Source organism: Marinobacter sp. M3C (genome assembly GCF_023311895.1).
GTDB lineage: Bacteria > Pseudomonadota > Gammaproteobacteria > Pseudomonadales > Oleiphilaceae > Marinobacter.
Window position 1 is genome coordinate 4,470,986 of record NZ_CP092284.1, and the last position, 21,868, is coordinate 4,492,853.

At 53.0% G+C, this 21,868-nt stretch carries 18 protein-coding genes and 1 pseudogene; 16 read left to right on the plus strand and 3 right to left on the minus strand.

The genetic code is table 11. The annotated features are described in order from the left end of the window. Positions 1–12 precede the first annotated feature (12 nt). Genes MIH18_RS20990 through MIH18_RS21005 form a run of 4 tightly spaced genes read left to right on the plus strand, consistent with a single transcriptional unit; the run spans position 13 to position 7,286 of the window. Positions 13–807: an ABC transporter permease gene (locus MIH18_RS20990; protein ID WP_249005360.1), complete on the plus strand. Its 795-nt coding sequence runs from the start codon at positions 13–15 to the stop codon at positions 805–807. Further along, positions 804–2,057 (plus strand): ABC transporter ATP-binding protein, encoded by a 1,254-nt coding sequence (locus tag MIH18_RS20995; protein ID WP_249013404.1) that lies wholly within the window; start codon positions 804–806, stop codon positions 2,055–2,057. Before MIH18_RS20990 ends, MIH18_RS20995 begins: the two co-directional genes overlap by 4 nt. Beyond that, entirely contained in the window at positions 2,054–3,685 is a 1,632-nt protein-coding gene (locus tag MIH18_RS21000; protein ID WP_249013405.1) for a hypothetical protein, read from the plus strand. Before MIH18_RS20995 ends, MIH18_RS21000 begins: the two co-directional genes overlap by 4 nt. Next, entirely contained in the window at positions 3,669–7,286 is a 3,618-nt protein-coding gene (locus MIH18_RS21005; protein WP_249013406.1) for a glycosyltransferase, read from the plus strand. The genes MIH18_RS21000 and MIH18_RS21005 overlap by 17 nt, the downstream gene beginning before the upstream one ends. Here the strand turns inward: MIH18_RS21005 and MIH18_RS21010 are convergent. Then, positions 7,276–7,557: a hypothetical protein gene (locus MIH18_RS21010; protein WP_249005356.1), complete on the minus strand. Its 282-nt coding sequence runs from the start codon at positions 7,555–7,557 to the stop codon at positions 7,276–7,278. The genes MIH18_RS21005 and MIH18_RS21010 overlap by 11 nt on opposite strands. Positions 7,558–8,103: 546 nt before the next feature. Between MIH18_RS21010 and MIH18_RS21015 the strand changes: the two genes are divergently transcribed. Continuing rightward, entirely contained in the window at positions 8,104–11,190 is a 3,087-nt protein-coding gene (locus MIH18_RS21015; protein WP_249013407.1) for a DUF4214 domain-containing protein, read from the plus strand. Positions 11,191–11,922: 732 nt separating this feature from the next. On the opposite strand, the gene MIH18_RS21020 is transcribed toward MIH18_RS21015, so the two are convergent. Then, the gene (locus MIH18_RS21020; protein ID WP_249013408.1) at positions 11,923–12,882 is read right to left on the minus strand and encodes a transposase; all 960 of its coding nucleotides are present in this window, start codon (positions 12,880–12,882) and stop codon (positions 11,923–11,925) included. 145 nt (positions 12,883–13,027) lie between these two features. Here MIH18_RS21020 and MIH18_RS21025 point away from each other — a divergent pair, with 145 nt between their 5' ends. From MIH18_RS21025 to MIH18_RS21055, 7 genes are all read left to right on the plus strand, one after another. After that, on the plus strand, positions 13,028–13,792 hold the full coding sequence (locus MIH18_RS21025; RefSeq protein ID WP_249013409.1) for a SapC family protein: 765 nt from the start codon (positions 13,028–13,030) through the stop codon (positions 13,790–13,792). A 409-nt stretch (positions 13,793–14,201) separates the two neighbouring features. Continuing rightward, positions 14,202–15,137, plus strand: a complete 936-nt coding sequence (locus MIH18_RS21030; RefSeq protein ID WP_249013410.1) for a glycosyltransferase family 2 protein — start codon at positions 14,202–14,204, stop codon at positions 15,135–15,137. Positions 15,138–15,174: 37 nt separating this feature from the next. Further along, positions 15,175–15,570, plus strand: coding sequence for a GtrA family protein (locus MIH18_RS21035; RefSeq protein ID WP_249013411.1), 396 nt, complete (start codon positions 15,175–15,177; stop codon positions 15,568–15,570). After that, on the plus strand, positions 15,567–17,651 hold the full coding sequence (locus MIH18_RS21040; RefSeq protein ID WP_249013412.1) for a hypothetical protein: 2,085 nt from the start codon (positions 15,567–15,569) through the stop codon (positions 17,649–17,651). Before MIH18_RS21035 ends, MIH18_RS21040 begins: the two co-directional genes overlap by 4 nt. A gap of 235 nt (positions 17,652–17,886) precedes the next feature. Further along, complete coding sequence (locus MIH18_RS21045) at positions 17,887–18,186, plus strand: addiction module antidote protein (protein WP_249013413.1); 300 nt, start codon at positions 17,887–17,889, stop codon at positions 18,184–18,186. Positions 18,187–18,255: 69 nt separating this feature from the next. Continuing rightward, positions 18,256–18,444 (plus strand): Rpn family recombination-promoting nuclease/putative transposase, encoded by a 189-nt coding sequence (locus tag MIH18_RS21050; protein ID WP_249013414.1) that lies wholly within the window; start codon positions 18,256–18,258, stop codon positions 18,442–18,444. 93 nt (positions 18,445–18,537) lie between these two features. After that, on the plus strand, positions 18,538–18,969 hold the full coding sequence (locus MIH18_RS21055) for a hypothetical protein (protein WP_249013415.1): 432 nt from the start codon (positions 18,538–18,540) through the stop codon (positions 18,967–18,969). An 83-nt stretch (positions 18,970–19,052) separates the two neighbouring features. Here MIH18_RS21055 and MIH18_RS21060 read toward each other — a convergent pair whose 3' ends face one another. Further along, positions 19,053–19,280, minus strand: a complete 228-nt coding sequence (locus MIH18_RS21060; RefSeq protein WP_283164138.1) for a DUF4214 domain-containing protein — start codon at positions 19,278–19,280, stop codon at positions 19,053–19,055. A 255-nt stretch (positions 19,281–19,535) separates the two neighbouring features. Between MIH18_RS21060 and MIH18_RS21070 the strand changes: the two are divergent. The 4 genes and pseudogenes from MIH18_RS21070 to MIH18_RS21085 form a co-directional block, all read left to right on the plus strand. After that, a pseudogene (locus MIH18_RS21070) lies at positions 19,536–19,957 on the plus strand (hydrolase or metal-binding protein); the annotation flags it as partial. Between the two features lie 180 nt (positions 19,958–20,137). Continuing rightward, positions 20,138–20,512: a JAB domain-containing protein gene (locus MIH18_RS21075; protein WP_249013416.1), complete on the plus strand. Its 375-nt coding sequence runs from the start codon at positions 20,138–20,140 to the stop codon at positions 20,510–20,512. Positions 20,513–20,648: 136 nt separating this feature from the next. After that, complete coding sequence (locus MIH18_RS21080; RefSeq protein ID WP_249013417.1) at positions 20,649–21,641, plus strand: hypothetical protein; 993 nt, start codon at positions 20,649–20,651, stop codon at positions 21,639–21,641. Next, positions 21,641–21,796: a hypothetical protein gene (locus MIH18_RS21085; RefSeq protein ID WP_249005344.1), complete on the plus strand. Its 156-nt coding sequence runs from the start codon at positions 21,641–21,643 to the stop codon at positions 21,794–21,796. The genes MIH18_RS21080 and MIH18_RS21085 overlap by 1 nt, the downstream gene beginning before the upstream one ends. Positions 21,797–21,868 lie beyond the last annotated feature (72 nt).

Sequence of the window (21,868 nt, forward strand, 5' to 3'; positions counted from 1 at the left end):
GGGAATAAATAAATGAAAAGCTGGTTCAGAAGCTTTCGGGATTACCGTTTCTTTATCTTATCGTCGATTCGTAATGACTTGGTCAACCAGTTTGCAAGAAGCCGCTTAGGTGGCTTATGGATGATTGTACATCCACTGGTCATGGTCGCCATTTATGCGTTTGTGCTGTCTGCCGTGCTCTCTGCGAAGTTTGACGGCATCGACAACCGCTATGCTTACGCCATCTACCTCACGTCGGGCATTCTGGGTTGGACTCTGTTCAGCGACATCATCAGCCGCAGCCTCAACCTTTTTGTAGGCAACGCCGACCTTCTTAAAAAGATGAAGGTACCCAAAATCGCGCTGCCCGCGGTAACGGCCGGCACCTGCCTGATTGGCCATGGGCTTCTGCTTGCGGCCATCTTGGTCATTTTTGCGTTTCTGGGTCATCCGCCGTCGGCCACTCTGCTTTGGGTGCCCGTGATTACCGCGGTCCTGCTGCTGTTCTCTCTGGGCCTTGGGTTGGTGATTGCCGTACTGAATGTGTTTATCCGCGACATCGCTCAGATTGTGCCCATTGTGCTGCAATTTTTGTTCTGGTTTACTCCGATTGTCTATCCGTTAACCATCATTCCCGAGCATTTGCGCTGGGCGTTGCAGTTCAATCCTGTCTACCCGGCTATAAAGGCCTACCATGACGTGCTGGCGTATCAACAGCAGCCAGACCTGGCGGCTTTGGCGGTAATGGCCGCCATTGGGATTGTGTTTGCGGTGTTGGGGTTGTGGCTTGTCCGGCAGGCAAGCTCCGAAATGGTAGATGTACTATGAGCCTGCTAACCGTTGAGCACGTCAGTAAATCCTTCCGTGAATACGCCTCTGAATGGAAGCGGGTGGCCCGCTGGTTCGGCTTGCCTTTCAAACCGGTGGCCGAAAACCCGATACTGCGAGACATCAGCTTCAGCATCGAGCGCGGTGAAGCCATTGGCATTCTTGGCCAGAACGGGGCTGGCAAAAGCACACTGTTAAAGTTGATCACCGGCACCCTTATGCCCACGGCTGGCATTATTACTGTCAATGGTCGTATTGCAGCCATTCTGGAGCTGGGCATGGGCTTCAACCCGGAACTCACCGGGCGTCAGAACGTGTATCACGCCGCTTCAATTATGGGGTTCAGCCACGCCGAAGTGGACAACTTCATGCCCGCAGTTGAAGCCTTTGCCGATATTGGCGAGTATTTTGACGAACCGGTCAGGGTCTATTCCAGCGGCATGCAGGTGCGCGTCGCTTTTGCTGTGGCCACGGCTGTTCGGCCAGACATCCTGATTATCGATGAAGCTTTGTCTGTGGGCGACGCGGCTTTTCAGCGCAAATGTTTCCGTCGCATAAACGAATTTCTGGAGCAGGGCACCACGTTGCTGTTCGTCACCCATGACATCGACGCCGTCAAAAAACTGTGTAAACGAGCCATTTTTTTGCATTACGGGAAAATAGAGGCCTACGGTGCCGCCAAAGAAGTCTGCGACGCCTACGAAAAATCACTGTTCGGCGGTGGCACCCCTGCCGCAGAGGAGCTTACCGAAGGTCGCCAGCTTGACCCAACCCTGGCCTCTGATTGTGAGGTCAGTTACGGAGATGGCCGCGCCACCATCGAGTCGATCTGGCTGCAAAATCAATCCGGTGAACCGGTTAACCTGTTTAACAGTGGCGAGCCGCTTGTGCTAAAAGCCTGTGTTCGCTTCAATCAAGCGGTGGACCATGCCGTATTTGCCATCATGATCAAAACCCGCGAAGGCCTGGGGCTGTTCGGCACCGACACCTCCGAGCTAGCACAGTTTAGCGGCCGAACCTTCCAGGAAGGCGAGTTAGTCACCCTGCGCTATGATATAGGCAACGCCTTTGCCCCTGGCGTTTACTACATCAACTGCGGTGTTAGAGACGATCGCAGCAACGAACCGGTGTTTCTCCATCGCCGGCTAGATGCCGTGCTGTTCCGGGTGCGCAGCGACGAAAACACCACGGTAAAATCGGGCCTGATCAATGTCCCGGCAAAGATAACCATCGAAGAAACAGGCACATGACCGCTACTCCCTCGCCCCAGCCTATTTTTATTCATGCGCTGTTCCGAACGGGCAGCACCTATATGTTCGAAGTCTTCCGCAGGCTGGGCAGCCAGTACACGTGCTTTCAAGAGCCCCTGCACGAAATTGCCCTGCATGCAAAAACCGACACGGCCATCCTTAATGACCCTCAGGATACCCAGAAGGCAAACGTTCTTCGGCACCCGCCGCTGTCACGGTCTTACTTCAGTGAATTGTATGAGGTGGCCGATGCCTGCCTGCCGCATTTGCAGGAGCGTGACATCTATGATGGCTACTTCGGCACAGACACCAGCCCTAGGGGAATCGACTACTGGCAGTCCCTTATCGAGCAGGCTGCTGCCCGCCCGGTTATTCAGGAATGCCGTTCCGCTGGCCGCATTGAAGGCATAAGGCGTCAGCTTGGGGGGCATCATGTCTATTTATGGCGTAATCCCTGGGACCAATGGTGGTCTTACCAGGTCTCTCCCTATTTTGATTTGACCACCCAGCTGATTTTCAACGCCTCAAGCCGGCCCCCGCTGGTTCAGTTGGTCAGTGAGCATATCGGTTTTCAGCCCTTGCCGTTGGGGCCTTTGGAAGTAGCCTACGATCACTTCTCCCGGCGGCTACTATCGCCAGATCACGCTTACCAGGCATTCTATACGCTTTGGTTGCTGGGCCTTCACCAAGGCTGCAAGCACGCAGACCAACTCGTCAATATTGATCAGTTAAGTGCAAACGCCACGGCGCGCCGCCATGCCGTAGCGGCTCTGGAGCGCGTTGGTGTGTCGGGGCTTTCTTTGGACGACTGCCACAGCCCGGTGTCGTCTTTTACGGATAAGGAACAGGCTCGCTTTAACGAGTTGGAACAAGAAATTCACCAACTCTGGATAGAAGCCGGCCTGCCCGAAAGCGACCTTCAGCGCTTACTGACCCTCAGGCAGCAAGCGGCGCCCGAGTGCCATGCATTGGCAGGGCAAGAGGTACCACTGGCCAACGAACTGTCACGCTACCGTGACTTGCTGCGGCGCCGCCATGAAGAAATTTTGTCTCTCCATCAGCAAAGCGATGCCAAATTGCAAACAGCGCATCGCCGGGAGGATGTGTTCAGAGAGCAACTTGAAGAAACAGCACAAAAAAGTGACTGGATCGAACGTCAAGCCCAGCGGCATAAAAGCACCGCAGAAGATCTTGACCGGCAGCTGAATTCGTCTCAGCAGTTGCTGGGCGACATCTTTCAAAGCAGTTCCTGGCGGCTAACAGCGCCACTGCGTAAAAGTGCCCTTGTGATAAGGCGCGTGTCTGGCGCAACGGGCTTGGCTGGCGTTATCTCCTCTACGTCCCTAAGGGGCACGCTGCAAAAAAACGTATCTGACATTGCAGCTGCAACAGAACGGCGCACCCGCCGCCATCCCCGTCTGCGACAGGCCCTGCTGGCCCTTGTGCTGCGCATGCCCTGGCTGGTGGTCCGCCTGCGGCGGATGCGGCGTAACCCGCAATCTGTCGCGCTCAACAACCCGGTAAGCCTTACGCCCAGATCCCGGGATATTTATCGGCAACTCGTAGCCGCCATTGGCACTATTAACACCCAGAATTCCAGCAAGGACAAAAATGAGACTCCTGATTGATCTCCAGTGCCTGCAAACCTCAAGCCGCTTCCGGGGCATTGGCCATTACGTCAGCTCGTTGCTTAAAGCCTTGCTGCAGGTTAACCAGCAGCGACAGCAGCCCCACGATATTATTGTTCTGCTCAATAATTATCAGCCAGAATTAATCCAGGACTTTCAGCAACACTGGTCGTCACTCTTGCCGCCCGGCGCCATTCGTGTTTTTCATGCACTGCCGGAAACGGCCGAGCTGTCATTCTGTAACCCGGGCATAGTCCGCATCAGCGAGCAGCTCAGAAACGAATTCATAGAACGCCTGAATCCAGATTTCGTACTCATCGGCTCACTCTTTGAGGGTATGGCTGATGATTTCGTCTGCGATATCCCCCGCAACCGTTCCTGCCCGGTGGGCGTGATCGGCTACGATTTGATTCCGCTGATCAGTCCGCGGGAGTACCTGGGTGACCCGGTAATCAACCGCTGGTACCGGCGCAAAATCGATAGCCTGCAGCGGGTGGATCGGGTGTTTGCCATATCAGAAAGTGCAAGCCGCGAATTCGAAACCCATCTTGAACTGCCTGAGGGAAGCGTGGCGACGATTTCCACAGGCTGTGACCAAGGCTATTACCCCCTGGGCGAAACAGACGAAACACAGCGCGAAGTGCTTCGGGAACTGGGCATCAGTGGGCCCTTTATTCTTTACAGCGGCGCCTCTGACGAGCGCAAGAACCTGAACGCTCTGATTCAGGCCTTCAATCGGCTTTCGGTTGACCTAAAAAAATCCCTCAGGCTGGTACTGGTTGGTAAATTTAACGAAGTCGATCAAGCCCGGCTTTCTCAATACGCCAAAACCCACGGCATTCCCCCGAGGCACATTCTCTACACCGGTTTTGTGCCTCAGCAAACCCTGAACATTCTCTACAACCATTGCCAGGTGTTCGTTTTCCCCTCCCGGCATGAAGGATTTGGGCTGCCGGTTTTAGAAGCCATGACCTGTGGTGCGCCAGCGCTCTGTGCCAACACCACCAGCCTGCCGGAAGTGATGGGGCTTGAGGCGGCCATGTTCGGGCCAGACGACATTACCCGGCTCACGCAATTAATCACCCGGGTGGTTACCGAACCTGATTTTCGCCAGCAGCTGATAGACCATGGCCTGGAGCGAAGCCGCCGTTTCTCCTGGCATAAAACCGCCACCGAACTGCTGCATCAGATTGAACAAACCATCGACAAACATAGGGGCTCACCACCGGGCAGCACCCCTTCCAACGGCAGTTCAAGCGCTGATACAAAACGAATTGAAACCCTGGCACAGTTGTGTCAACGCTGGAAGCTGGACGACAGACAACTGCGCCAACTGGCCAACGCACTGGCCGCCAACGATCTCGCGCTCACCAAAATCCTGCCCCAACGGCAATACAACTGGCGCCTCGAAGGCCCTTTCGACTCCAGCTACAGCCTGGCCCTGCTGAACCGGGAAACCGCCCGCGGGTTGGCCGCTATTGGCCAGCCGGTAAGCCTGCATTCCACCGAAGGCCCCGGCGATTTCGAACCCTCGCCGGCATTCCTGGCAGACAATCCCGACATCGCCTATATGCATTCCCTAAGCCACGATAAAGCGTTTCGGCCCACAATCATCAGCCGCAACCTTTACCCGCCCAGGGTCAACGACATGGCAGAAGGGGCACACCTCCTGCACCACTACGCCTGGGAAGAAGCCGGTTTTCCGCAGGAATGGGTCGAAGATTTCAATCGCCACCTGACCGGCATTACTTGTTTGTCTGAGCACGTTCGCAAGGTGCTCATAGACAACGGCGTTTGCCTGCCCATGTCAGTCAGTGGTTGCGGCGTAGATCACTGGGACCGTGTGGTTCCGCAGCCGTACCCGTTGCAGGCGCGGGCTTTTCGTTTTCTGCATGTGTCCTCCTGCTTCCCCCGCAAGGGTGTAGACGCCTTGCTGGAAGCCTGGGGCCAGGCGTTCAGTAACGCCGATAACGTTTCCCTGGTCATCAAAACGTTCGAAAACCCACACAACAACGTGCAAGACCTGCTCGCAGCCCAGCGGCGTGCCCGGCCGGATTACCCGGATGTGGTTATCATCAGTGAAGATTTGCCCGCCGGCCAGCTCAAATACCTTTACGAAAACTGCCAGGCCCTTGTGGCCCCCAGCAAAGCCGAGGGGTTTGGCCTTCCGCTTGCGGAAGCCATGCTCAGTGGGCTACCTGTAATCACCACCGGCTGGAGCGGTCAGCTGGATTTTTGTGACCACGATACCGCCTGGCTGACCAAGTTTCACTTTGAACCAGCCCAGACACATTTCCAGTTGCCGGATTCGGTTTGGGCAAGCCCGGACACAGAACACCTGGCCAGCCAGCTGTGTGAGGTTTACACCCTGCCACCGAGCGAACGCCGCCGTAAAACCGCCGCCGCCATTCAACGCCTGCGCGAGCAGTTCAGCTGGGAGCAGGTTGCACTGCGGCTGGCCAATCAGGCGGACGACATTATACAGCGCAGGCAAAACGAAGATATCCAGCGGCCCTTGCGGGTAGGCTGGGTAAGCACCTGGAACCAACGCTGCGGGGTGGCCACCTACTCGGAACACCTCACTGAAACCAATAAGCACGACCAGGTGATTGTGTTCGCCCCACACAACAGCGGTAGCGACGACAGTGGAAACGGCCCGCAGGTGATTCGCTGCTGGCATCAGAATGATCAAGACCCGCTGCACGAACTGGCCCGCCAGCTGCTGGCCGCCAAGCTAGACGCAGTGGTTATCCAGATGAACTACTACTTCTTCGATTTCGACGCCTTGGCCCAGCTGATTGCTACCCTCAAGGCCAGCGGCATCGTAGTAACCTTTACTTTGCATTCCACGGTGGACCCGGAACCCAGAAAGGCACTCACCCGGCTGGCCCGCGCCGCCGAGCTGGCAGACCGTGTACTGGTGCATACAGTGCCAGACCTTAACCGCCTGGCCCAGGCTGGCATCGTCAGCAATACGCTGCTGATGCCCCACGGTATTGCCGATATTGAACCAGAACCGGTTGAATGGAACTTCAACGGCCGGCCTTGCATTGCGTCCTACGGTTTTGCCTTGCCCCATAAAGGGCTTGAACAGCTGATAGAGGCATTCGCCCAGCTGCACCGGGAAAACCCCCAGCTGGTCCTGTTACTGCTCAATGCCGAACACCAAGACCCTGTATCGGCCCAATTCATAAAAACATTGCACCAACGCATCGGCGAACTCGGTATTGCCGATGCCGTTCATGCCGAGCATCGGTTCCTTCGCAATGGTGAATGTTTGGGCCTGTTGCAGCAAGCCAGTGTGATTGCCTTGCCGTATCAGCAAACCGGGGAGTCTTCCAGCGCCGCAGTGCGTATGGCTATAGCGTCTGGCAGGCCGGTGCTGGTAACCCCTTTGCCGATATTTGGCGACGTAGAGCCGGCAGTGGCAATTCTGCCGGGCACCAGCGCAGAAGCCATTCGCGACGGCCTGGCCCAGGCCCTGGCCGGGCAGCTTGGGCCAGACCCCGAACGCTTGCGCCAGTGGCGTGAGTCAAGGGCCTACCCGGTGGTTGCAAAGCGAACCTTCAACCTTCTGCGGTCTTTGTGGCTTAACCGGTAAAGGCTACAATGGTGGCCATGCCGGCACCGGTTCCCGCAGCATTGGCCAGCATGTCATACCAGCAAAACCCAGAGCCGTAGTGCTTGTCCCACGCTTCCTTGCACAGGCCCAGTGCCAGGGTGCCGCCCGCCGCAACCGGAAGGCTGGGAACAATAAAGAAAAACACCACAACCAGGCCGTAGCTGAGCGCAAGGTGTTGTTGCTTGTCTCGCTCCAGTGCCCGGCGTTTCAACAGGTTTATAACAGCGGTGACGTTTGACGGGTTGGGCATAAACGATGACAGCCTGCTGGTAGCCGAGTGAAAAGGTGAGGGCGCCGGATAGTAAACAAGAAGCAGTCATCCTAATAATCCAGGGTTCCGCTGTCTACGTTTTGAGCAGAGTTACAGTTACATGAATGGTCATTAACGCCCTTCAAGTGTAAAGCTTTGTAACATTCTGGTGCCAAATCATTTTTTATAGATTTGAGTTCGAAGGAAGGTTGACCGCTTGTAATCAGGTGAGCTATAAAGCAACCACGAAGTGATCTTGGGTGGCAATGTGTAAGGGCGACGCAAATCCTCTTATATACGGAGCCTGAACAAGCTTGTCAGAGTGGGGTTCGAGTGCTAGGATTCGTGCCACAATTGCGACAAGCCTGTTAACAGGTCGCAGTAATATGCAGCACTTCGGTCAGTGATCGTGGGCTGCAGCTGAGATGTTCGACCTTTAGGGCATTGTCCCAAGGAGTACATATCAGGCCGGCATCGACGGATGCCTAGGGCACAAACCAAGCCTGAATTAGTCGTTTCGACTTAACCAACGGAGAATAACGAGTTATGGCAACTTTAACAGTTGAGCAGCAAGTTCAGCAGATCTACATCGGCCTTTTGGGTCGTGCAGCTGATAAAGCTGGCCTGGATTACTGGACCAACGAAATCACAACCGGTGTTCTGTCTATTGAACAGCTGCGTGCGAACATCGTTAATGAACAGCCAGAATACGCCGATGGCTTGGGTCTTCTGAGCCGCGCTCAGGTGGTTTCAGAGCTGTATCAAAACCTGTTTGAACGCGCTGCTGAATCAGCTGGCCTGAACTACTGGGTTAGCGGTGAAGGTTCTTCAGTAAACATTGACCAGCTCGTTCTGGCATTGACCAACGCTGCTGGCGCAAACGATCGTTTGGCGCTGGACAACAAGACCGAAGCTGCTACTTATTATGCAGCTAATGTCGGTACTGGCTTTACTCGCGATGGAGCCAAAGCGGCTGTCGACAGTGTTGATGGTACTCGTGCGTCGGTTTTGGACTCGAAAGCTGCTACTGATGGTGGAACTCAGTCTTCTGGGGATACTTTTACGCTCACTCAAGGTGCCGACAGTTTCTCCGGTGGTGCGAGCAACGACACCTTCAATGGTGCTGACAATGCGAATGGTGCGGTATGGACTACTGGCGACTCCCTGAATGGTGGTGCCGGTGAAGATACTTTCAACATCGTAACGGGCACAGCAATTACTGGTGCTCCGGTTGGTGCCACTGTCGCGAACGTTGAAAACATCAATGTAACCAGCGACGCGGCCGTTACACTGAACACCACATCTTTCTCCGGTCTGACCTCACTGAGTGTCAACAACGATAGTGCGCAGATTCTGACAGCTGCTGCTACGACTGACGTTGCTGCCACTGCTGATGCGGCCACAGTTACAGTGAATGGTGGCAAGGACGTAACCGTTACCTCTACCGATAACGTCCTCGATAATATCAGTGTTGGCGGAACTACCGCTGCTGCGGGTACTGTCGATGTAAACGTGACCGGCGGTGATGCAGGCACCGAGACATCTGGTTCGGTCAACGTAACTGGCGGTTCAACAGTTAATGTTACCCAGAACGCAGGCAACGCCGCAGCGACTGGTAACGACACTGTTGGTGGTGTTATCGGTGTAACGGGTGATGCAAACACAACTGCAGTGACGGTCAATCAAACGGATACTGGCACTGGCCTGACTGCTACATCCACAGCTGCTGGCGTGGTTGGTTTCACAGCTGGTTCCGTGACCATTAACGACGCCAACCAAGCGTCTGCGACAGCCGCCGGTACAATCGCAACTGTTTCCCTCGATAGCTACGGCAATTCTACTATCGACTCTGGTGCTCTCACCACCGTGAACTTGGAAGGCACAGGCGGTAGTCTGGGCGTGACTGCAGGTGCATTGACAACCGCCGTAGTTGATACCCTAGCTCTGAACGTAAGCGGTCTGACTGCTGGCGCGACTACTCTGGATGCTGACTACACCACCGTTAACATTGATTCTTCAACTGCTGCTTCTACTGTTTCCGATTTGATCGCTTCAAGTGCGACGACGGTAAATGTAGCTGGCGATGCCAAGCTCACGTTGACGGATCAGGACTTTACCGGTGCTGACACCATCACAGTAACCAACACGGCAGGTGCTAGTTTTGGTGCTACGGCGATTGCGGCCACCACTGCGTTCACCGGTGGCGCAGGTGCCGATGCTGTTGTACTGAGCAATGCAATGGAAACTGCTGTTGACATGGGCGCTGGCGACGATAGCGTTACCTACGGTGGTGCTACCTCAACTGTTGCTGGCAAAGTTGGTTCAGTTAACGCAGGTGACGGTAAAGACACAATTGTCATGACTGCAACTCTGGCTGCTGCAGCTGACGATAACGCGGCGTTTAATACTGCCTTTACTGGCTTTGAAGTGCTGGACCTCACAACCGTTGGAAGTGAAACGGTCAATTTGGTCGGTATCAATGGTGTTAACGAGGTAGTCACTCGCGGTGCTACCAGTCTGACCCTGAACGGCTACACCTCTGGCGGTAAGCTGACTCTTGATGCAGCCAGCACTGCGGTTGCTGCAAATGTCACTAACGCCGTACTGACTGCTGGCGATGTGTTCAACGTCGATCTGAGCAACAGCACCAATAATGTGGTAGGTTTCGGTACAGTGACTCTGGCCGGCATTGAAACTGTCAACCTCAGCACTGTAGACGCTGGAACCGACGGCGACGCTGCAGCGACTATTGACACTGCTACTTTGGTTGCGACAGATGCGACCAGCGTAACGGTAGCTGGTAACAATGGTCTGGATCTGACCAACACTGGCAACACCGCGATCACCAGCTTTGATGCTTCAGGTGTTGTGGCAGATAGTGCAGCGACCGTTGATACTGCGGCAAATCTGGCTGTGACCTTTGCTTCTGCGAATACTACCGCAGCAGCGACTGTTTCCATCACTGGTGGTGCTGGTAATGACACGCTGACTGGTAATGCTGCTAAAGACACCATCTCTGGTGGCGCAGGCAACGATACCATTACCGGTGGCACTGGCCAGGATTCGCTGAGCGGTGGTGCGGGTCGTGATGCCTTCGCGTTTGTCTCGGATGCTACAACTGCAACCCCGATCAATGACTCGTCAACAGCGGGTGCAGACGTTGTCACTGACTTCGGTCTCACTTCGGTTGCCGTCGCTGGCGCAACTGTTGTTGGCGCGGCCGCATTCCAGGCAGCCTCAGCGGGCGGTGCGGGTGCTGATATCCTGTCATTTAATATGTCGGATAACCTTAGCGCGGATGTTACTGTTGCAGCTGAAGCCAACGGAACGGGTGCTGGTCAAGGTGTTGGCGTTACCTACACTGTGGCTAACGGTATTCTCACGGTCTCTGGTACTGGCGCTTCTGGCGTTGATACGCTGGCTGAGTGGCTGTCCGAAGCAGCGGCAGTTGCTGCGGATGATGGTGAACTCCTGGCATTCGAGTTCGGTGGTGATACCTACGTGTTTGGCCAGAACGGCGCAGTCGACTCGCTGGTTGAACTAAGCGATGTTACAGGTGCCACTGGCTTGGTTGACATTACTGGTGCTATCACAGCTGATGTTGGCTCTATCATGTTTGAAAACGTGGTTTAATCCCTCTCTTTGAGAAGGATGCCTTGAGTCACCGTAAGGTGGCTCTTGGTTAAAGCAAGAAAAAGAAAACCCCATCAGGTTCGCTTGGTGGGGTTTTTCTTTGTGTGAGTATGGTCATTGTGTGCTGAGTCTTTTGGGCTGTAACAACCGCCGTCTCCTTCCTTGGATCATCATGTGTTGCCATCCCTGGCTGTGCTTCGTCCGTGGATCTTCATGGGTCCCTCAGCAGATTCCAAGTATGGCTTTATCCGGTTTGATCAGTCTGGGGTGTTGTTGAAGTGTGTTCATAGTGGGTTACCGGTCAGGTGATTTCAGGTTCTACCAGGCAATCATCCATGGACAAATTGTTGTCATGGACAGGCACTCCTCCCTTCTAATTGTTATCATGGACAGGCACTCCTCCCTTCCGTTTCCTCTCTTTTCTCTTCCCTCCTACTGCGCATAATTCCCGATTACGTAAAACACCCCCAAAAGCCGCTCAAAAATGTCCCGAACTTGGCGAGATTTATCGTTTTTGTCATGGACAGGCACTCTTCCTTCCCGTTTCTGTTTTTGTCATGGACAGGCACTCTTTCTCGCTCCGTTTCCTCTCTTTTCTCTTCCCTCCTACTGCGCATAATTCCCGATTACGTAAAACACCCCCAAAAGCCGCTCAAAAACATTGCCTTGCCATGGACAGGCACTACTAGGTACTGTCGCCGGTGACGGGGAATGGCTCGAAAGGGTAGGGCGCTAGGCCGCTCGTCGGCGTTTTTTGCGGTAGTCGCCGTAAGTTTCCTCAAACGCTGTGGCCCGCTCGCACCAGCGGTCGGGGTCCAGGTTCAGGCGTTCCAAAATGGGCAAGAGATTCGGGGTGATGGCGCCGCGTTTGCCCCTTCGTGTGATGCGCCCGGTTTCGTCCACCAGCGTTAGGTAGTCTTCCAGGCAAAACAGCACACCCCGTTGAAAACCCCGATGAATTCGCTCCTCGAAACCCAGTAGCGGTTTAAGGGGTAGCGTGAAGTTGTTCAGTGTTTTTTGTTCGGTCTGGTTCTTGATGGCGTCCGCCAGGTTGAATCTTTGTTGAATGCGTTCCCGAACGCTGGTGTATTTTGAGGTCTCAGGGGTATCGGCGATAGCCGCACGAATTGGATTAAGGTCCACGTAAGCCATGCAGGTTAGTACGGCTTCTTCGGTGTCTAGCGGGTAGGATTTGAACCGGCTTTCCCAGAAGTGACCCGTGCACTTATCTTCCCGGTTGGCTTGGCTTGCGATGGGTTCGTTCAGGCATTTCATAAACCAGCTAAGGTCCCCAAGCCGGGCTCGGTAAGTTTCAGCGTATCGCGCCACCACTCGCAACTCGGCGTCGCACAGGTCTTGCCCATCCATATACCGCTGAGCCAGCGGTGCGCCTTTGTACAGGCAACACCAGTGTTCCAGCACCTTGTCGTCAGTTAAAGGTATAACGTCATCTGGGCTGAGTTTTACTACGAGGTGGTAATGATTGGCCATCACCGCGTAGGCGGCAATGTCTAAGGCAAATACCGAAGACAGCAGCCGAATCCGTTCCTCAATCCAGCCTCGTCGATGCTCGTAGTTGCGCCCGGTTTGGCGGTCTTCTCCGCACAGAAAGGTACGGCGCACACAGCGGGAAATAACATGGTAGTAAGGGGTGTCTGCAACACTGATTTGTTCTGCTCTGGGCCTGGGCATGAGTGACTCCTTGTCGGGTGCCGTAGTGAAGAATAGTAACGTTGAGCTGCGTGTATATCCAGTCGAACTAACGTTGCCCGGTTGCACTTGGCGCTTTACCATGGCATCTCATGAACTTAACATTTGAGTGCAGCAGGAGTAGGCAATGTTTAACCGTCTTGTAGTAAGTGCTAAGGAATGCGAGGGTTTGCGCTGGCAAAAACCAGGCAATATGGCTTTTGCAGCCAGCAAGCCATTGCTTCCTTTACACATTGGTGAGCTGGTAGGCGCGGCCACTAGTATGCCCATAGCGTTTACTCAAAATGAAGGGGTTTGGCAGTTGGTCGCAGTTTGTGGTCACACTGCAAAATGTAATCTATTTGTGCGAGATGGCGCTTGGTTGGGAGCCTATACACCCCAAACCCTCGAAAATTGGCCGTTTGAATTGGTGCGGGTGGGTGAGCGCGGCTTCATAACCTTTGATAAAGCCAGTGGCGCGTTGGTTGAGAAGGGCGGAGATTCATTTTTTGATCTTGAAGGTAATATGAGTGAAGCTTTAGCCGCCGTGAGGCAGCGCCTTGAAGCTAGTGCGCCAAAACTACAGGCCACCACAAAAGCAATCACTGCATTGCATGCGGCTAGGGTAATGGCGCCGTGGTCTGAAAACTTGACGGCCCGATTCGGCGATTTTGAACTTTCCGATTTGTTTTATATGGACGAACAGGCTTTGGCAAAGCTTGACGACAATGAATTTTTGGCGCTGCGTCGTAACGGTGCTTTGGCACTTGGATATGCTGTGAATGTGTCGTTAGGTCAAATACACGTGCTTCAGCGCTTGATAAAGCTGAACCCAGCGCCAAGTCGCGCGGGGATAAACCCTGCGGACGATCTGGAAGCTTTTTTCGAGGGCGATGATAATTTGAGCTTTTAAGCTTGAATCTAATCAATAGCATTTGCGGCCTAAAGTCTTGGCGGGGGGTATGGGTAAGTCATCGACAGGTACTCGTTCTACTGTCGGCTTGTGTCAGTTAGGTGATGTGCATCAGGGATGTGCATGGACAGGCACTCATCTCCTTCATTTTATGCCAATTTTTTAGGCCGCAGCTCGAATGCAAAGGGCAATAGCTACTGGGTCGATCGATCATCCCACTTCCCTAAAGAACTTTCCTCGACCGGCAGCCAAATATTTGTTTTATTATCCTTTAAAGGTTAGTCTACCGGCCATCTGATCTTAGTCCGTTAAGTAACGGTTCCCGCAAAGAGGGAATTGATCAGCCTATAATTTTTCAAATATTTTCCGTCGCCATCTAAAGGTGACCATCTGCTGATAAGTAAAAACCATGATCAGTATCGTCGTCCCAATGATGAATGAGGAAGCGGGGCTTCCAGCGCTCTTCGATGTGCTGATTCCCATCTGCCGAGATATGGGCCCGTTTGAAATTATTGCAGTAAATGACGGCAGTTCGGACACCACTCTCGATATCCTGGTGCAATACCAACAGAGAATCCCAGAACTGGCCATTGTTGATTTATCCCGCAACTTCGGTAAAGAGGCCGCTCTTATCGCTGGGCTGGCTCACTGTTCCGGGGCCGTCGCCATCACCATGGATGCCGATCTGCAGCACCCCCCTGAATACATTCCTGAAATGCTGGGAAAATGGCACGACGGCTATGAGATTGTTTCAGCCGTACGTGAGGATCGCCAGATAGAGACATTTACCAAACGGCTAACAGCAACCTATTTCTATAAAATATTCAATAAGATATCAGAAGTAAAGATCATGCAGGGAGAAGGAGATTTTCGTTTGCTTGATCGAAAAGCAATTGATGCCTTGCTTACGCTGCCAGAGCGGGCGCGATTCAACAAGGGGCTCTTTAACTGGATCGGTTTCAGGCTGTGCCATATATACCATCCGTTACGGGAGCGCAGTGCGGGCGAGACCAAATGGGACTACCGCAAACTGCTTCGTTTCGCTATCGATGGTTTTATTTCATTCAGCAGCCTTCCATTGAAGATATGGACTCATATCGGTTTGATGTGTTCTTTTTCCGCTATCGTCTACGCAATTTATGTTTTTATAAAAACTCTCATTATCGGCTCCGAAATTCCAGGCTATCCAACCATTATAATTGCGATTTTTTTTATGGGCGGGTTGATTCTTTCCGGTATAGGAATTCTCGGTGAATACATCAGCCGTATCTTTGAAGAAACCAAGCAACGACCTTTGTATATTGTCCGCCAATTTCACCGCCCAGAAACTGAAGAAGAGAAATAATAATGTTTTTTTGCTAAAGGGTATTGGCAACCGAACCATGATCAACACAAGACAAATCATCAGATACGGCATCACCGGCCTGATAGGGACGACTGTTCATTTTGGAACCCTCTTTTTTCTGGTCGAAATATATGCCGTCGACGCCGTAAAAGCATCCTCCTGCGGCTTTATTCTAACGGTGATAATTTCTTATATACTGAACTACTTCTGGACATTTAAAACCCGCGGGAATCATCTGCCAACCTTCATCAAATATCTTTCCGTTTCCTGCAGCGGCTTGCTTCTCAATGCGCTTATCATGCATGTAGGAGTCAACAATTTTGGATTTCACTATGGCATTTCACAGGCATTTGTTGTTCTGGTCATTCCGCTGACCAACTATTTAATCAACCATTATTGGACTTTTGCTGGCCGTGTAGGAGAAAGAAGTTGAAAGGACGCTTAAGGATCATTGAAACGCTATTTCTTGCAGTCGCGATCGTCAATGTTTTCGCCGTTATTTTCTATCAATCAGTCACCTACCGTGTATTTTTCCACTCTGACTCAGCAATCATCAATGTTCTGGCTGGAGAGATCGCAAGGACAGGCCAGTTTTTTCCAGAAGAATGGTATTATGGAAATGGTGATATATGGATTATTTTTAACCATGCCATTATTGCTCCTCTACTGCTTTTTTTTGAAAATAGCTTTGCCCTTCACGCTGCTTCCGGATGGATCTTTACCGGGCTTCTTTTAGCTTCGACAGTCTACTTTGCCAAGCGCCATCATTTATCAAATACGGTACTTTTCGCTCTGGTGGCAACGATTTTTACCGGAATTTCCGCTTATGTATCCGAGAGCCTCTTTGGACAGATGTCCCATGGCTATGCCTGGGGATTCCTGTTTCTGCTCCTGACCTTTGGCGCCCTGTTACCGATAAAGTCGCGGAAAGAGGCGCAGATAGACCGATGGCACTTGGCGGCACTGGCCATTCTCCTTTTTCTATTAGGCCTGACTGGTATCCGCTTTCTATTCAGCATATTGCTTCCGCTTTGCGCTGTGTTGATCATCATCATGTGTACGAAATACTTGCGTGACGGAATGCTAACGGAAAGAAAACTTCAAAAAAGTAAAATATTTGAAGCGTCCAACTATTCATTTCTTGCTTTCCTTATTGGCTTTCTTCTTTTTTTCTACGGTTTAGGCCTGCTTTTAAACAAGAAGTGGTTGATCAATGCTGTCAGCTATATGGACATCTCCGCTTCCTTGACGATCACCAGCTTTGAACAGATCGCCAGACACCTTGATCTTTTCATTGAAGGATACTTTTTTTCTGCTGGAGTAGCGTTCCATCCTGACTCTGAATACAGCCTGCCAACGTTTTATAACACATCGATCGTGTCGCTGGATGGTATTGAAATGATCTTCCGCATCCTGCTGTTCGGATGGCTTTTCTTTCTACCCTGGGTGCTGCTGTTTAAAATTGGAAAAATCGGCAGCCACCTGCTCTTTACGCTGGTCGTATTTTACTGTATCAGTTTTACCTTGACGCTAATTTTCTACCTTTTCAGCAATAATCTGGCAATAGCCATGCCCGCAATTCGCTACTTCTCACTGCTGCAGGTGCTGTCCACAACAATTAGCATTATTTTCATCTCTACACTGGCGAAAAATTGGGGTCCCCGTATCTGGCACCTCTATTTTGTTGTACTGGTTTTTCATTCAATATTTTCCTGGCAGCACCTTGTTGCAGATGGGCTGACACAGGGTGAAAGCGGCGAACTGCGCTTCAAGAAGAGTCAATTTGACCCGCTGATCTCTTTGCTGCGTGAGCATGATCTCGAGTATGGCTATGCAAGTTTCTGGAATGCTTCCGTCAATACGGTGTTGAGCGCGGGTGATGTTAGAATCGTGGGGGTCAATGTAAATAGCGACGGAATCACACCATTCAGAGTCCTGACCTCTGAAGCCTGGTATCGCCCTTCCTTCTACCGCGGACCGACTTTCCTGATATTGAGTGCGCAAGAGGAGAAATTGATAAGCGATCACATCCTTACGCTACTTGGTCAACCTACAGTCATCCATGATGTCGATCACTTCCGAGTGCTTGTCTATGATTTCAATATCATGGAGAAGCTTTACGATGGAGGCCCTGTTTCTATAATGCGGTCTGCCTTACCCAGGGATGCCCGACATGGAAAGCTGGAAGGCTGTCCGGAGGAGTTAAAGATTCCTGCAGATGAAACGGTGAGGATACCACTTCAGGTTCGGAACCTGTCGCAGACAACATGGTCTTCGAGAGGTCCCTATCCGGTGCGCGTGGGCGCTCATCTGTTAGCACCGGATGGCACGCCCGTCCAACCTGACATATTACGCGCAGGGCTGGCAGGGGACCTACGCAAAGGGGAGCTAGTCGAGGTCAACGTCATCTTTCCCCCGGTCGATAACGGTGATTACCTGCTGTCTGTTGACCTTGTTCAAGATGGAGTTGCCTGGTTTAACAATGCCTGCCAAATCCGCTTGTCAGTCCGTTAAAATAAAACGAGGCCATTTGTCTTGCCGTTGTTAAAAAGGCGAAGTCCCGGACGCCGTAAGCGCCTATTGCAGCGAGACTTACGTATAGCACTGAATATCATGATGTGCATGGACAGGCACTCATCTCGTTCGGCCTTGCGGTTTTGTAGTCTAAGAACTACAGTTGATTCATGCTTGATACCCAGCAAAGTGATATCGACACTGCAGTACGTCTGGCAGCAGGGTGAGAGGCGTTATGAGCGACAAGATTTACGATTACGATCCAGCGGCGGCGCTGAAGAGCGAGGAAGCCATTGCGGTGTTTCTCACCGATGCCCTGGAAACGGGTGATATCGCCTACATTGCCAAAGCAATGGGCGTCGTGGCTCGCGCCAAGGGCATGACAGAACTGGCCCGTGAAACGGGACTTTCCCGTGAGCAGCTGTATCGCTCCTTCAGTGAGCAAGGTAATCCTACCTTGAAAACAATGCTCGCCGTGACGCGTGCTTTGGGCGTGGACTTGACTGCTCGGCCACACGAAGAACCGGCAGCGTGATCCGACCTTTCCTGGACAGGCATTCCTCTTTCCTCCAGGCAGGGACATCCTAAGCATCCGGAAGGGCCTGTGCCTGCCCTGCCATGGACAGGCACTACTATCAAGTACATTATTCTCGACGTACTGGCTCGGGATGGTGATGGTCACTGCTATAATGTCGAGATACAAGTTCGTCGCTATGGAACCTGGCACAAGCGGGGTCTGTTCTATCTGGCTCGTACTCTGGGCACCCAGCTGAATGCGGGTGATGATTACTAGGAGCTGCGTGCCTCGGTGGGGTAGCATCTGCTGGACTTTGATCTGTTTACGGAATCAGAGTCTGAACGCCAACAGGCGGTGTGGCGTTTCGAGATGCGTGATGAAGCCCAGCCCAATATTTCGCTGGGGAACATTTTGCAGATGAACCTGATCGAACTGAACAAAGCGGATCACCTGGGCTTGCCAGAAGGCCCACTGCGCGCCTGGATTACTTTTTTCAAGCACTGGCAGGAGGAATTGACCATGGCCAATGTGGAACATGAACCGGTTAAGAAGGCGATGAGCCGCATCCGCGAGTTAAGTGCGGACGAGGAAGCTCGTCGTCTGGCGTTCGTTAGGGAGCGGGCACTTCGGGATGAAGTATCTTTGTTGAATGACGCTAAGACGGAGGGACAGCGTGAAGCCAGGCAAGAGATGGCCCGCAATCTAATTAACCGTACCGAGATGAACGACCAGGTGATTGCGGAGATTGCTGGTTTGACGTTTGATGAGGTCAGTCGGTTAAGGTCAGATATCAAGCACTGACCGAAACTCAATGAGAGTTACGAACATGACAAGGGCAGCCAATTAGGGCTGCCCTTGCTGTATCTATATGGATGTAACGGCTCTCAGGCAATAAACCAATCATTGGCGGAGGCGTCATAATCCAGGCCGGGCAGCCAGTCATTAGCGTTCGCGCGATTCTCTGCCGATTGAGCGAAACTGACCAGCACGTCGGCGTGGCTACGGCCCTTCTGCTCTATGTCCATCAGCCAGTAATCCATGCCAGATAAATCCGCAGGGCGCTCTAGTACGTTGAGGTAAAGTTGATTGATGTAGCATGCTATCTGCTCCAAGTCGAACTCGAAGACCGTTCACCTCTGTCTCGAACCCAATTTGGTCAAAGTTCAATCCGTAGGCGCTGACGTCTATTTTGTCTCCGTTGGACGGCCCCGTATCGTTTTCGAAATCAGTGATTGTGTCATCGTTGTCGCCTGAACGCTTCACGAATGTGTCGTTCCCGGAACCACCTGTTAGATTATCGTTGCCCATTCCGCCGATTATAACGTCATTGCCTGGGTCATGGACAGGCACTCCTTCTTGCGCGCCAAATACCCATTCGCTTGTTGTTCAACGAGCCGGATCTGAACCTGCGCGCCGAATACGCGCTGTTTGATCGACAAACGGCGAGGCCCCTGTGCGTGGGCGACGGCGAGCAGTGCAAACGCCGCACCCGTGAGGGCATGGAAACCCTGCCGTGCCTGCCCCAGACGCCTGTCCACTGGCCCAAGGCGGCGCCTGCAAGCCCTATGGCCGGCTGAACGTGGTGATTGGGTAGGATGATCCGTTGGGCAGTTTTATCTTCCGCACCACCGGCTTCAACTCCATACGCACGCTTGCCGCCCGACTGGCGTACTTCAAAGCCATTTCCGGCAACCGACTGGCCTGCCTGCCTCTGGAGCTCAGGCTCCGAGGCAAGTCCACCCGCCAAAGCCGGGGTACCCCGATTTACTACGTGGACATCACCCTCAGAGAGGGATGGAGCCTGCAGGTAAAACCTGAACCGGAACGCACTTCTGAAGACGTAAAGCCATCCACACAACCCCTGGCCAAACAGGCCTGACCCTTTCATGCCTGCCGAGTGCGGGTTCTTTATAACGATTTCATCCTGCCCCTGACCCTGGTCATTTCAAACTGTGCAAGGAGCATTCTCATGGATACCGTACTGCCCCCAAAACTGATGGCCGGAGAAACCCCCGATACCTATCGGGTCGAGGGCGATGTGACCGATGCCCAACTGTTGCACCTGGCCAAACTGTTGGCCCGGCGCAAACTGCGCAAAGGCAGCAAACTGACAACCCCCGATCAAACCAATCGCTGCCTGCAAACGCTGCTTCTGGATTATCCCTACGAAGTGTTTGGTATTCTGCTGCTGGACAACCGGCATCGCGTGATACGGTTTGAAGAGCTGTTCCGGGGTACCCTCGACGGTGCCGCCGTGTACCCACGGGAGGTGATCAAACACGCCATCCAGCACAACGCGGGTGGTTGTAACGTCACTGCCAAGCCCAGTCTCACGCTCGCTTAAGGCGGCGTGGGTGTGTGGGAGGCGCAGCGACTCTTTTTTTGGTTTTATTCAGGCAACGAGCCAATGGGGTAGGGCCGAGCACACTCAGGCGGGTGAGGGTGTGTGGTAAACTAGGGCCATTCATAAAGGAGAACGCATGACTCAGCAAGAGGATCACCGTCGCGCCGACCACGACAGCCCGTGGAAGATGGCGCTGGAGGCGTATTTTGAAGAATTTCTTGAGTTACTTTTTCCAGCGATGAATGTGCACGTAGACTGGTCAAAGGGCTACAGTTTTCTTGATAATGAGCTACAGCAGATTACCGCCGATGCGCACAGTGGCCGACGCTATGCCGACAAGCTTATTAAGGTCTACGCTAAAGACGGTGGCGAAACCTGGGTGCTCATTCACGTGGAGGTGCAGGGTGAGCCGGAAGACGATTTTGCCGAGCGCATGTATACTTATCAGTATCGGCTGCGGGATCGTTACGGGATGGATGTGGTGAGCCTGGCCGTTTTGGCGGACACTCGCGACAGCTTCCGGCCAACGCTGTTTCAGTATAAGCGCTGGGGCTGTGAGCTGGTGTTTACTTTCCCCATCGCTAAACTGATTGACTGGGAAACACGTTGGGCGGAGCTGGAAACCAGCGATAACGTGTTTGCTCTGGTTGTGATGGCCCAGATCAAAGCTAAGCGGATTAAGGACGGGGCGTCACGCAAGGAGACCAAGGTCGCCCTGACACGGCTGCTGTTTGAGCAAGGTTATCAGCGCGATGAGATCATTCGGCTGTTTAACATTATCGATTGGATGATTCAGTTGCCGAGAGGTTTGGAACCGGAATTTGTAAAGGCGGTCTACGCCATACAGGAGGAAAAACACATGCCTTATATCAACACCGTGGAACGCTTGGAGCGTGAGAAAGAACGCTTGGAGGGTATGCAGGAAGGCCTGCAGGAAGGCCTGCTGGAAGGCCTGCTGGAAGGCCGTCAGGAAGGCCGTCGTGAGGCTGAGCTACGCGCCCTGGCGGAGAAGCGCGAGACTGTCCGCAATCTGTTGTCATTTGGGGTGCTTAGTGATCAGCAAATCTCCGATGCCACGGGTTTGAAGCTGGAAGAGATTGCTAAGCTGCGGGTTGAAGACAAACATTGATGCAAAAGAACTTTTTAGTCAGACATAAAAAGGGCAGCCACGGGCTGCCCTTTGTGTTTCTGGTGCCATACTCAGGGTTTGTCGGGTGGTTGCTGGATCACGTGGTGGTCGGCTATGAAGGCTACACTTCGTTTGCGGAACGCGGGTGGCTGTAACGTCGTGCAAAACTGAACGCTTCTTCACGCTGGCCATCAGGCCGCGCGGGGGAGTATTCAGGCGGCTTTCTT

What these genes read in the sequence shown, in the direction of transcription:
- MIH18_RS20990 (WP_249005360.1), top strand. Translation starts at nt 13, where the DNA reads ATGAAAAGCTGGTTCAGAAGCTTTCGGGATTACCGTTTCTTTATCTTA.
- MIH18_RS21030 (WP_249013410.1), top strand. Translation starts at nt 14,202, where the DNA reads ATGATCAGTATCGTCGTCCCAATGATGAATGAGGAAGCGGGGCTTCCA.
- MIH18_RS21025 (WP_249013409.1), top strand. Translation starts at nt 13,028, where the DNA reads ATGTTTAACCGTCTTGTAGTAAGTGCTAAGGAATGCGAGGGTTTGCGC.
- MIH18_RS21055 (WP_249013415.1), top strand. Translation starts at nt 18,538, where the DNA reads ATGCGTGATGAAGCCCAGCCCAATATTTCGCTGGGGAACATTTTGCAG.
- MIH18_RS21015 (WP_249013407.1), top strand. Translation starts at nt 8,104, where the DNA reads ATGGCAACTTTAACAGTTGAGCAGCAAGTTCAGCAGATCTACATCGGC.
- MIH18_RS21085 (WP_249005344.1), top strand. Translation starts at nt 21,641, where the DNA reads ATGCAAAAGAACTTTTTAGTCAGACATAAAAAGGGCAGCCACGGGCTG.
- MIH18_RS21075 (WP_249013416.1), top strand. Translation starts at nt 20,138, where the DNA reads ATGGATACCGTACTGCCCCCAAAACTGATGGCCGGAGAAACCCCCGAT.
- MIH18_RS21000 (WP_249013405.1), top strand. Translation starts at nt 2,054, where the DNA reads ATGACCGCTACTCCCTCGCCCCAGCCTATTTTTATTCATGCGCTGTTC.
- MIH18_RS21005 (WP_249013406.1), top strand. Translation starts at nt 3,669, where the DNA reads ATGAGACTCCTGATTGATCTCCAGTGCCTGCAAACCTCAAGCCGCTTC.
- MIH18_RS21020 (WP_249013408.1), bottom strand. Translation starts at nt 12,882, where the DNA reads ATGCCCAGGCCCAGAGCAGAACAAATCAGTGTTGCAGACACCCCTTAC.
- MIH18_RS21010 (WP_249005356.1), bottom strand. Translation starts at nt 7,557, where the DNA reads ATGCCCAACCCGTCAAACGTCACCGCTGTTATAAACCTGTTGAAACGC.
- MIH18_RS21045 (WP_249013413.1), top strand. Translation starts at nt 17,887, where the DNA reads ATGAGCGACAAGATTTACGATTACGATCCAGCGGCGGCGCTGAAGAGC.
- MIH18_RS21080 (WP_249013417.1), top strand. Translation starts at nt 20,649, where the DNA reads ATGACTCAGCAAGAGGATCACCGTCGCGCCGACCACGACAGCCCGTGG.
- MIH18_RS20995 (WP_249013404.1), top strand. Translation starts at nt 804, where the DNA reads ATGAGCCTGCTAACCGTTGAGCACGTCAGTAAATCCTTCCGTGAATAC.
- MIH18_RS21035 (WP_249013411.1), top strand. Translation starts at nt 15,175, where the DNA reads ATGATCAACACAAGACAAATCATCAGATACGGCATCACCGGCCTGATA.